Source organism: Leifsonia sp. 71-9 (assembly GCF_001898805.1).
In the GTDB taxonomy this organism is placed as follows: Bacteria; Actinomycetota; Actinomycetes; order Actinomycetales; family Microbacteriaceae; genus Leifsonia.
The window spans coordinates 380,185-390,923 of record NZ_MKVJ01000017.1; the positions used below are offsets into that span (position 1 = coordinate 380,185).

Consider the following 10,739-nt stretch of genomic DNA (forward strand, 5'->3'; position numbering starts at 1 on the left):
ACCGCTCACTCGTCGGCGGCGCGGTGCCGGAAGAACAGGACGGCGACCGCGGGTGTGGAAAGTTGTGGGTGTGGTGGGCGGACGCTGAGAGCGTCCGCCCACCAGGGTGACCCTTCGGGTCGGGGTGCTGCTAGTTGGTGCTGGTGGTGCGGCGGCGGCGGATGCCGATGAAGGCACCGGCAGCGGCCAGGAGCGCCAGGCCGGCACCCCCGGCGATGGCCGGGTCCATCAGCGGAGTGGACTCGTCGTCACTGACCACGACGATGCCACCGAGGTTGTTGCTCACCGGCTCCTCACCCGGAGCGGTGTAGGAGATGGTCAGGTTGTTCGGGCCATCCGTCAGACCGCTGAGGGGTGCCGACCAGTTGCCCTGGTCGTCGACCTCGGCATTTCCGACCGTATTGCCGTCCTTGTCCATGATGACCACGGTGGAGCCGGGCTCGCCCTTGCCGGTGAACACGGTGCCGTTCTTGATCGCGCCGCTGTCCTTGGCCAGGTCCGGGGTGAGGACCTCGAACTTCGTGGTCGACTCGGTCATCTCGTAGGTGTTGTCCGCGAGCGTCTCGGTCTTCCCGTCCATGCCGGTGATTTCGATCACCAGGTCGGTGGAACCGTTGTTCGGGACGGGCGAGAGAGTGGTGGACCAGGTGCCGTCGGCGCCGACCTCGGCAGAACCCAGGACGGTGCCGTTCTTGTCCTTGATCTCCACCTTGTCACCGATGTTGCCGGTGCCGGAGAACACGGTGTCCGGAGTGATCGCGGTGCCCGCGGCCGGGGAGGTGAGCGCACGCTCCTCGTCCGAACCGGTCATCGTCACGTTCGTGTCCGCGACCTTCTTGTCACCGACGGTGACGATCAGATTGACGTCGCCGTTCTTCGGCGCCGGGTCCAGGGTCAGCGACCACTGGCCGTCGTCCCCGACAGTCGTCTCACCGAGCACGTTGCCCGCACCGTCGGTGATGACGACGGTCTCGCCCTTGCCACCGGTTCCGGTGAACACGGTGTCCGGGGTGATCGTCGCACCATCGGCCGGGCCGGAGTAGGCGGGGGCCTCGTCGGAGCCGGTCATGGTCACGTCGACGTCGGCGACCTTCTCGCCGTTGATCTCGATGACGAGGCTGACGTCGCCGTTGATCGGCGCCGGGTCCAGCGTCAGCGACCACTGGCCGTCGTTGCCGACGGTAGTGGTGCCGAGGACGTTGCCCTGGGCGTCCTTGATGACGACGGTCTCGCCCTTGCCGCCGGTTCCGGTGAACACGGTGTCGGGGGTGATGGTGTCGCCGGACTGCGGGCCGGAGTACGCGGGGGCCTCGTCGGAGTCGGTCATGGTGACGGACGGGTTGGCGACCGTCTCGTCACCGATGGTGACGGTCAGCTCGTGGGTGCCGTTGATCGGTGCCGGGTCGAGCGTGAGCGACCACTGGCCGTCGGCACCGATGGTGGTGCTGCCGAGCACGGTGCCCTGAGCGTCGGTGATGGTGACCGTCTCACCCTTGGTGCCGGTACCGGTGAACACGGTGTCCGGGGTGATCGTCTCGCCGGCCTTCGGGCCGGTGTACGCGTTCGGCTCCTCCGAACCGGTCATCACCAGGTTCGTGTCCGCCAGCTGCTCGGTGATCTCGTCCGCGCCGGTGATCTCGACGACGAGGTTCACGTCGCCATTGGTCGGGACCGGGTTCAGCGTCAGCGACCACTGACCGTCGTTGCCGACGGTGGTGGTGCCGAGGACGTTGCCCGCGCCGTCCTTGATGACGACGGTCTCGCCCTTGGCACCGGTTCCGGTGAACACGGTGTCCGGCGTGATCTCCGCACCCGCGGCCGGGCCGGTGTAGCCGCGCGCCTCGTCCGACTGCATCATCGTGTAGTCGCCCTTCGCCAGCGGGACGGACTTGCCGTCCGTGCCGAGCGCGACGATCGTCAGCTCGTGGGTGCCGTTGATCGGCACCGGGTCGAGCGTCAGCGACCAGGTCTTGTCCGCACCAGCGGTAGCACGACCGATCAGCTTGCCGTCCTTGTCCAGGACGGTGATGACGGTGTTCTGCTCCGCCTGACCGGTGAACACCGTACCGGGGGTGATCTCCGAATTCGGGAGGGGCGACGTCAGCGAGGGGGCGACCTGCGCGAGCTCGTCGGACACCTGCAGACCGTAAGCGAAATCGGTGTACCAGGAAACGTCGTCGATGGTTTGCGACTTGAGCGTGTTGACGTCCGCGAACAGCGCACGCCCCGTCGCCGACCGGTTGTGCAGGGTGAACTTGGTGCCGGTGGACCCGAACCACTTCTGGGCGATCGCGCTGTCGTCGCACGGAGCCATCGTGTTGTTCAGCGGGCCGGTGCCGGCGGCGCCCACCAGGCACTTCCCGTCGAGTGAGATCTGGCCGACCTCGCCCTTACCGGGATAGGTCCACAGGGCGACGCTACCGTCTGCGACGCGGGCGGGCAGCTCGGCCGCCGCGAGGAGGTCGAACACGAGCCCGGTCGACTTCAGGGGGTTTGCCATCCCCGCGTACACGGTCGTGGAGAGGGGCCCGGTGATCATTCCGTCGCCCTGGGCCGCGCTGGCCGGTGCGGCGAAGGCGAGGCCGGCGGCCGTGAGGCCGAGGAGGGTGGTGCCGGCGACGGCGGCGCGCCCTGCTCTTTTCTTGATTGTCTTCTTCACAATGGGCTTTCTGTTCGGGTTGATGCTCGGCGCACGGCCGAACGGGGACCACGAGCGCTAGGACTGCATGCTCGCGTGCGGGGAGGGGATCGGGTCGGGTGTGCAGAGACGCCGCGAGACGATCCAGCCGTCCATCGCGTGATCGGTATCAGCGGCGGCCTGTCGCCGCTCGCTGTAATGCCGGAAAAAAGCTAATCATTTCCAAAGACCAAAATTTCAGCATCTCACTGCAATTTCGGTAGCGAGAAGGCGCGGCCTACGCAGCCTGCGGGAGAGTCCAGTAGCCGACAGCCGACGAACTCAGCAGTTCGGAGAGCGCGTGGTCCGCTCCCATCGAGGCCCCGCGGCCGCGAGCAGCGCGCCGAGGAGCGCGATCGCGATGCCCGCGCCGAGCACCCCGCCGCGCGATGACGATCCGCTGTCGGCCAGTGCCGCCGTCCCGGAGGGCGGCGTGGGCGCGACCAGCGTCACGGTGGCGGAGGCGGGATCCGAGGTGACTCCCGAGCCGTCCGGGGCGGCGCCCGTCGCGGTCGCCGTATTGACCACTGTGCCGGCTGCGGAGTCGGCGGCCGTGACCGCATAGCTCCCGGTGCAGGTCGTCGACGCGCCGGGTGCGAGCGAGGTCTGGGCGCAGGACACCTCGCCGATCCGCGGATCCTGGATCGCGATGGAGTCGACCGCGGTCCCTCCCGTGTTCGTCACCGTGAAGAGATAGCGGACGATCGTGCCCGCCACCGCGGGGATCGGCCCCGGGGTCTCCACGGCCTTGGTCAGCGAGAGGGCGGGCAGCGGCGCGAGCGCCTGCACGCGGAGCGTCCGGATGAGGTGGACGTCGGTGAAGAGCCCGGTCGAGGCCGCGAATCCGAGCTTGTAGGTCGTCGGAACCGGCTGCGGCGCGGGGAACGACAGCACCTGCTGTGCGCCGGCGCCGTCGTTGAAGTCGATCGAGACCGTGACCGTCGGATCCGGCGACGGCGTCACGTCGATGGTCACCGTGCGCTTCGACGGCTCGAGCAGAGCGGCCGCCGTCGCGGCATCGGTGCCGGGCGGGAGGCTGGTGAGCGGCCCCTGCGGCTGACCGGGCAGTGACGACGGCCACGGTCCCGTCGTCGTGAGGTTCGGGGTGGTCGCGGTGAGGAAGCAGTAGCCCGTCGTGCCGTCGCCCGGCCCGCGGACGGTGACCATGTTCGCCCCGGGAGCGGGGACGTAGAAGGCTGTCCCCGAGGGGGAGCGCTGCGCACAACCGTCGCCGCGGTGCTCCCAATCGCCGAAGTAATTGCCCAGCACGTCGAGACCGATGCCGAGGTAGCCGCCGTTCACGCCGGGGATCACGGTGCCGGCCGGGTTGTCGTCCGGCAGTTTCTGCGCGTAGCCGAGGCTGCCGCCGAACGCGCCCGGTGCGTCAAGCGCGACCGAGCCGTCCACCAGGAAGAACGAGATCCCGTCCGCCGGCGCCGGCGTCTGGGTTCCTCCGTACTGCCACTGCTCGAAGCTGATCTCGACACCCGTGGTCGAGGGGATCGGCTTCTCGGAGAGCAGCGCCCCGGCCTGGTCGTTCGCGGCGCCGGTCAGCTGGAGGTACCCGTCCGGGGCGCCGCCGGCCGGGGGCACCGGCCCGACGCCGACCGCGGAGCAGCCGGTGAGGGGGTGCTCGCCGGGCGCCGCCGCGACCACCGGAGCGGCCCCCGTCAGGCAGGCCGAGCCATAGCCCTGGAACTCGGCGGCCACGCTCGCCCCCTGGAAGTCCTCGTCGATCAGCACGGGCCCGGAGGCCTGCGCCGTCGCTGCAGCGGCGGACCCCGCCGCGGCGCTCAGTCCGATCACGACGGCCAGAAGTCCGCCGAATCTCCAGGATCCCCGTCGAATGCGCATGCTCCGGCCTCCCCATCGCCCGGTCGCTGTGCGGTCAGGATAGCCGCGTGGCCGTCCGATGGGCAGGGGTGGCCTCGGGAATCGCGACAGGCCGGATCAGCGCCGGGAGGAACCGGTGGCCGGGTTGTCGATGCGGTCCACCGCCTCCCGCAGCCGCTCGATGAACCGGACGACCGTCCTCGCCTCGTCCTCCGACAGCCCGGCGGCGACGGCCACGAGCTCTTCGCGCACGTCGCCGAGGATGGCCTTCTGGGCGTCGTCGGTCGGGTGGGTCGGCACGATGATGAGGGCGTGTCGGTCGAACGGGCTCGGGATGCGGCGCACATGGCCGGCCTTCTCGAGCCGGTCGAGCAGCACGGTGATGGAGGAGCTCTGCACGCCCAGGTACTCCCCGAGCTCGCGCGGCCCGACGCTCACGCCGCGTTCGTTCGCGCGCAGGAGGTAGCGCAGCGCGGAGATGTCGTTCTCGCTCAGGCGCATCGCGTGCTCGGAGCGACGTTGCAAGGCGGTCTCGGCCTCGCCGTAGTCGCGGATGGCCTCCAGGACCGCGATGGCGCGCTCGCGATCCGCCTCGGGGCCGTGCCGGTGATGCGGCGCCGAACTCTGCTCGTCCGTCGTCATGGCATTGATGATAACCCCGGTCGCTAGACCGTCTAGGGAATCAGGGGAGGACGACCCCGCTCGCCCGGGTGGTCATCTCCATGAGCTCGTCGAGCCACGCCTGGTCGAGCCGGCCCACGTGCTCGGCGCCGACTTCGTAGCGCAGCGGGATGGCGTTGTCGATCCACACGGAGGTGCGCGTCTCCTGGTCGCCGCCGGTCGGCCAGCTCAGCAGGAAGGGCTCCCGGCGCCGCAGTTTCACGGTCGCGACGGCCAGGATGTGCGCCACCGTGCGGTCGTCGAACTCGTACGACTCCCCGTCGTAGACCAGTGCGCCCATCCTCGTTCCTTCCGTCATTACCTAGCCTATCTAGCTTTCCACGGAGTGGAAAACATGGCGGCCGACATAAGTAAATACCATCCGGAAACAGGCCGATCAACCCCTCGGTCGAAAGTTGCTTCGACGTCTGTTTATCTCGATGATCTAGTTACTTGTCCAGTGAGAAGGAGTGGCCGATGAGCAGCGCAGTCGAGGAGACGTCCCGCGTCGCGTGGCGCACGCCCGTCGACGGACTCTGGGTCGCAGAGACCCCCGACGACTACCTCGGCATGGTGGACCGCTCCAACGACGGCTTCGTCGCGACGGGCGCCACCGGCCAGGACCTCGGCGTCTTCCCGACGCTGCAGGGTGCGCAGGTGGCCGTCTACACGCGGTGGTTCCGGGGCGACGCGTCGTCTCCGACCGGCCGCTGGGCGCTTCCGGTGGCCTCCGCCACTGCGGTCGCCGTCGCGATCCCGGCGCTCATCGTCGGTGTCGCCGCCGCGGCCACACTCATCTGACCGTCCGCGTCAGACCTCACGCAGCAGACCCCCGAAGAAAGAAGGCACAGCCATGCTCGCACTCATCATCGTCCTCCTCGTGATCTGGGCGGTCCTCGCCGTCCTCGGCTTCGCGGTCAAGGGCCTCCTCTGGCTCGCCATCCTCGGCCTGGTGTTCTTCGTGATCACCGCGATAGTCGGCTGGCTCCGCCGGGGCAGCAAGGCCTGACGCCGCCTACTGGCCTCCCCAGAACCTCGAGTAGAGGTCCGTGGAGGGGGCCAGGATGAGCTGCGCACGCGCGGTGGGATCGAGGTCGTACAGCGTCCCGGCGACGGGATAGTCGCCCACGGCGGAGACCCCGATCCCCGCGCGGCCCTCCGGCACCTCGAAGCCCAGCAGGTCGAGGATCGACGGGAGCATCGCGTACTGATCGGTGGACGCGGTGTGGACGGTCGCCCCGTCCGGGCTCCAGAACCGGTTGAAGACGGTGCGCGTGACGCCGGCCGCCGACTTGCCCTTGAACAGATCGGCGTCGGGCATCATGTACTTGTGGTCGCCCATGAGGACCACCACGGTGTCCTCCAGCGCACCGATCTCCTCCAGGTGCTTCACGAAACCGCCCACGTATTGCATCGAGCACGTGATCGCACGCTCGAGGTCGTCGCCGCTCGCCGTGCAGGTGCTCCCGGGGAATCCGGGCCGGTGCGAGTCGACGCTGAGCATCGTGAGGTTGAACGGCGTGCCCGCCGCCCGCAGCTCGTCGACCTTCTGAGCCGCCCGGTCGAAGAGCCGCTCGTCCTCGAGACCCCACCGGTTCATCCGGGTCTCGCCCTCGGCCTTCCAGGTGCTGCGGTCCAGGAAGTCCGCGTACCCGTGATCGGTCATGAACAGCTTCTTGTTGGCGAAGGTGCCGTCGGCGCCGCCCATGAAGTGGTTGGTGTAGCCGGCCTCCGTGAGCACATCGCCGAGACACGTGATCCCAGGCAGATAGTGCTCCGCGTTGGCGCCGATCTCGTTGAAGACCTCTTCGCCCTCCTCGCCCTCACCGGTCGGGGCAGCCGCCCCGCCTCCGGCGCTCTTGATCGGGATGCCGCACTGGGTGGCGACGATGCCCGCCATCGTCCAGCCGAGGCCGTCGCCCTGGGCGTAGGAGTCGATCTGCTGCCAGCCGTCCCCGGTCACGTCGTCGAGCGGCTGCAACAGGTTGCGGCCGAACAGGGTGGCGTCCGAGAAGGTCGGCTCCATCGACTCCAGGTAGATGGTGACGAGGTTCTTCTTCGTCTCCGGCGCGGTGACGGCGGCCGGGTCGCGATAGACGTCGCTGAGGGAGTCGGTGGAGGCCTGCGCGGCGATCGTCTGCGTGAGCGACATCTGGTTGGCCAACTGCGGCGCCGTGCCGACGACCAGGGCGATGGAGAGCGTCAGGGCGAGGGTGCGCCAGCCCTTCGGCGACCGCGGCTTGCCGGTGCGCCGCCGGAATCGGGCGGTGAGTCGCATCGCCACGGCGAACACGGCGACGGCCCCGGCGACGATCAGCAGCGGGGTCAGCAGGCCCTCGGCGATGAAGCTGTCGACGAGGGAGGTGTCGCCCGTGTTGACGCCCTCGGCCCCTCCGGCGAGGTTGAGCATCATCTGATCGATGGTGATCACGCCGAAGTTGCCGTCGATCCACCGGGTCACGGCGAAGAAGACCACGCCGAGCAGGCCCAGGACGATCGCCGTCGCGTACACCCGCGTGGCGGCCGAGAACGGGCGGATCTCTTCCGTGTCGGGTCGCGGCTCGGTGGTCATGCGTGCTGTCCTTCTCGTGGGCCGGTCATGGCGTGGTCGCCGCGGTCGTCGTATTGGTGGCGCCGCGGTAGGCGGCGAGGATCTGGGCGGACAGCCACGGCGCGATCTGCTTCTTGCCCGCGTCGCTGAAGTGCACGCGGTCGTCGGTGTACATGCCCTGCCCGAGGAGGGTCATGGGGGTGCAGGCGGCGTCGGTGCAGACCTCGCCCTGGAGGTCGAGCACCGTGACCTGGGGATGCGCGGCGGCGAACTCGTCGAGGAGCGCGTTGAAGGCCGCGGCCTGCTCCGGTGTGGCGTCCCCGGTGTGCAGGCGCGCGTTGGCGATGACCACGCTGGTCCGGCCGCGCGTCGTGACCTCGGCGAGGGTCGCGAGCGATTCCCGGTAGCGCGCCGCGGTCCCCGGGTCGGTCAGGTCGGTCCAGCCGCCGTCGACGCGCCTGGCCATCGCGTCGCGGCTCACGTCGATGAGGATGACGTTCGGCTGGGCGGTCTGGATGGCCTTCGCCCAGTGCTCCTCCCACGCGCCGCACGCGGCGGGGGCGGCGGATTCGCGACCGCCGGCCGTGCGGAACTGCGACGCGTCGGCGATGCCGCAGCCACGCACTCCCGCACGCGTGACCGTGAACGGGTCCTTGGCCGCGGGGTCGTCGGCGTCCTCCTTCTCGGCGAAGGCGAGCGCGGCGGACAGGTTGTTCGCGCGGGAGTCGCCCAGCGCGAGGACCGCGATGTCACCGTTCCCGGCGGGGGCGTCCAGTTTCGTCGACGGGAGGAACCAGAGCGCGGCGGTCGTCGCGACGAGGAGGCTCGCCATGATGACGAGACCCTGCGGATTCCAGCGTCGCTGACGCAGCGGTTCGGAGATCAGGTGGTGCACGCCGCTGCCGAGGAGGAGCGTCGCCGGGAGGCCGACGACGAGCACGTCCCAGGACGATCCGGCCGGGGCCAGCTTCAGCACCAGCCAGAAGATCGGCAGGTGCACGATGAAAACCGTGTACGCCACGTTGCCGAGCCCGACGAAGGGCGAGAAGAGGAAGAACCGGCTCACCTGGTTGACCGGGCTCGTCAGGCTGAGCACGAGCACCGCCCCGAGGAGGGCCGTCAGGGCGAAACCGTACTCGTAGAGCCAAGGGAGGGAGTAGGAGGTCGCCTGCGCCCAGAGCACCGCCAGCCCGATGAGGCTCGCCGCCGAGGCGAGGGAGACGAGCAGGCTCCGGACGATCCGGCTCATTCGCGAGAGGAGAGCCGACCGGGGGACCACGCGCTTCAGCAGCCGACGGCTCCGGCGCTGCACGACCAGGTAGCTGACCGCGGCGGCTGCGGCTCCGGCGAAGAGGCCGACCAGGTGGGTGTCCGTGCCGAGGTAGGCGCGCTCCGCGTCCGTGCTCGTGAATCCGGAGTGCATGACCAGGGCCCCGAACACGGCGCCGGCCGCCGAGAGGACGAGCACCAGGGTCGCGGTGATCGGCGACCACTGCCACGAGTGCCGGCCAGCGTGCCGGGCGAAGCGGCGGCTCAGGAGGCGACCGAGCGCGAGCACGGCGAAGATCACCAGCGGCCAGGCGCGGAAGAACTGCTCGACGACGGCGATCACCCAGAGGTGGCCGAGCGGACTGATGCGGTCGAACGTCTCGGAGTAGACCGCGTCGGCGCCGATCTCCTCCCAGTTGTTGACGAGCAGCATCGAGGCGATGGACTGCGACGCGAACCGGTCGAGCTCGTCGTACGTGCCGAGCCGGACCACCGCGAAGAGGCAGAGGCCGATCGTGAGCGCCAGGAGGGGGACGAGCGGCTTCAGCCGGCCGAGGTAGAACCGCACCAGCCGCACGGTCCCGCTGACATGGTGCTCGGTGAGCAGCGCGCGGGTGACGAAGAACCCCATGAGCATCAGGAACAGCTCGACGTTCAGCACGCCGACGCCGGTGATGCCGGCGTCGAACAGCAGGATGCCGAGCATCACGAAGCCGCGCAGTCCCACCGCGGCGCGGAGGGAGGGCTCGGCGAGGGGGAGGCGGGTGCGGGCGACGTGGCGTCGGGCCGCAGCGCCGGCCGGGTGCACGGCGCGTCGTCGACGCGTGCTCCGCGGGGGCACGACGGGCGTCGGCACGGTCTCGCGCGGTTCGGGAGGGTCGCCCGGTCCGGCGATGCCGGAGGTCGCACGCGGCGTGACCATGTCTCCCTTTCGCTCGGTGGGCTCATCGCCGAACGGTAAAGAGAGGCTCGAGTGTCGGGTGCAGAGCAGTGACGTGTGTGGATCTACGAAGACATCCATCCAAACCGCGTCCGCATGCCGGAGCAGGGGTGCCGGCGCCCGAATCCGTAGTCGGCCGAGCGAGTTCATTACCCGGCGAGCGCGAACTCCGTGTTCTCGCACCGATCTCCGTAGCGGGCGACCAACCGTGCGACGAGGGCGCCGTGGCCGGCGACGGCGCCCTCGCCCGCGGTCAGGAGAGCCGCACGGGCGCGCCCAGGATGCGGCTGCTCTGGCTCACGGAGCCGGCAGTGACCGTCCACATGGTGTCCGGCACGAAGTAGCCCTGAGCGGCCTCCGCCGCGGTGACCGTGTGGAGGGGCGTCGAGCAGGTGTACGACGCTCCCGGCGCGAGAGCGGTGTACCGGCAGTTCCCGGCGCCGCTCGGCACGAACGGCGCGAAGTCGCCCGCCGTCGGCACGACACTCGCGGTGGCCGATCCCGCGTTCGTCACCCGGAACGTGTACGGCACCTGGTCGCCGGCCGTGTACGGCGCGGTCGCCACGTTCCGCTCGCCGTCGGAGTCGGCGCCCGCGATCACCACCGAGGCGAGCGTTGTCGTCCCGGAGGCGACGCCGCCGCTCAGCGCCAGCGGCAGCCCGAGCACGCGGGTGGTGCCGACGGAGTCCCCGGTGCTCGTCCAGGTGGTGTCCGGTACGACGTATCCCTGAGCCGCCTCGGCCGCGGTCACCGTGTGGCGCGGGGTCGAGCAGGTGTACGACGCACCCGCGGCCAGGCCGGTGTAACGG

8 protein-coding genes and 1 pseudogene are annotated in these 10,739 nt (G+C 69.8%); 2 read left to right on the forward strand and 7 right to left on the reverse strand.

What is annotated here, in order from left to right; genetic code table 11:
• Positions 1-130: 130 nt before the first annotated feature.
• From BGO91_RS11525 to BGO91_RS11540, 4 genes are all read right to left on the reverse strand, one after another.
• Positions 131-2,659, reverse strand: coding sequence for an Ig-like domain-containing protein (locus tag BGO91_RS11525; RefSeq protein WP_290472899.1), 2,529 nt, complete (start codon positions 2,657-2,659; stop codon positions 131-133).
• Between the two features lie 300 nt (positions 2,660-2,959).
• Positions 2,960-4,483, reverse strand: coding sequence for a hypothetical protein (locus tag BGO91_RS11530; RefSeq protein WP_290472900.1), 1,524 nt, complete (start codon positions 4,481-4,483; stop codon positions 2,960-2,962).
• A gap of 144 nt (positions 4,484-4,627) precedes the next feature.
• Positions 4,628-5,152 carry a MarR family transcriptional regulator gene (locus BGO91_RS11535; RefSeq protein ID WP_290472901.1) on the reverse strand — a complete coding sequence of 175 codons (525 nt, stop codon included), beginning with the start codon at positions 5,150-5,152 and terminating at the stop codon, positions 4,628-4,630.
• A gap of 40 nt (positions 5,153-5,192) precedes the next feature.
• Positions 5,193-5,489 carry a hypothetical protein gene (locus BGO91_RS11540; protein WP_290472902.1) on the reverse strand — a complete coding sequence of 99 codons (297 nt, stop codon included), beginning with the start codon at positions 5,487-5,489 and terminating at the stop codon, positions 5,193-5,195.
• A gap of 158 nt (positions 5,490-5,647) precedes the next feature.
• Here BGO91_RS11540 and BGO91_RS11545 point away from each other — a divergent pair, with 158 nt between their 5' ends.
• Together BGO91_RS11545 and BGO91_RS11550 are read left to right on the forward strand one after the other, a co-directional pair.
• Positions 5,648-5,971 (forward strand): hypothetical protein, encoded by a 324-nt coding sequence (locus tag BGO91_RS11545; protein WP_290472903.1) that lies wholly within the window; start codon positions 5,648-5,650, stop codon positions 5,969-5,971.
• 52 nt (positions 5,972-6,023) lie between these two features.
• Complete coding sequence (locus tag BGO91_RS11550; protein WP_021757762.1) at positions 6,024-6,179, forward strand: hypothetical protein; 156 nt, start codon at positions 6,024-6,026, stop codon at positions 6,177-6,179.
• A gap of 6 nt (positions 6,180-6,185) precedes the next feature.
• On the opposite strand, the gene BGO91_RS11555 is transcribed toward BGO91_RS11550, so the two are convergent.
• From BGO91_RS11555 to BGO91_RS11565, 3 genes and pseudogenes are all read right to left on the reverse strand, one after another.
• Positions 6,186-7,742, reverse strand: a complete 1,557-nt coding sequence (locus BGO91_RS11555; RefSeq protein WP_290472904.1) for an LTA synthase family protein — start codon at positions 7,740-7,742, stop codon at positions 6,186-6,188.
• Positions 7,743-7,767: 25 nt separating this feature from the next.
• Positions 7,768-9,912, reverse strand: a complete 2,145-nt coding sequence (locus BGO91_RS11560; RefSeq protein WP_290472905.1) for an acyltransferase family protein — start codon at positions 9,910-9,912, stop codon at positions 7,768-7,770.
• Between the two features lie 271 nt (positions 9,913-10,183).
• Positions 10,184-10,739 (reverse strand): annotated as a pseudogene (locus BGO91_RS11565) (sialidase); the annotation flags it as partial.

What these genes read in the sequence shown, in the direction of transcription:
- BGO91_RS11555 (WP_290472904.1), bottom strand. Translation starts at nt 7,742, where the DNA reads ATGACCACCGAGCCGCGACCCGACACGGAAGAGATCCGCCCGTTCTCG.
- BGO91_RS11550 (WP_021757762.1), top strand. Translation starts at nt 6,024, where the DNA reads ATGCTCGCACTCATCATCGTCCTCCTCGTGATCTGGGCGGTCCTCGCC.
- BGO91_RS11535 (WP_290472901.1), bottom strand. Translation starts at nt 5,152, where the DNA reads ATGACGACGGACGAGCAGAGTTCGGCGCCGCATCACCGGCACGGCCCC.
- BGO91_RS11545 (WP_290472903.1), top strand. Translation starts at nt 5,648, where the DNA reads ATGAGCAGCGCAGTCGAGGAGACGTCCCGCGTCGCGTGGCGCACGCCC.
- BGO91_RS11540 (WP_290472902.1), bottom strand. Translation starts at nt 5,489, where the DNA reads ATGACGGAAGGAACGAGGATGGGCGCACTGGTCTACGACGGGGAGTCG.
- BGO91_RS11560 (WP_290472905.1), bottom strand. Translation starts at nt 9,912, where the DNA reads ATGGTCACGCCGCGTGCGACCTCCGGCATCGCCGGACCGGGCGACCCT.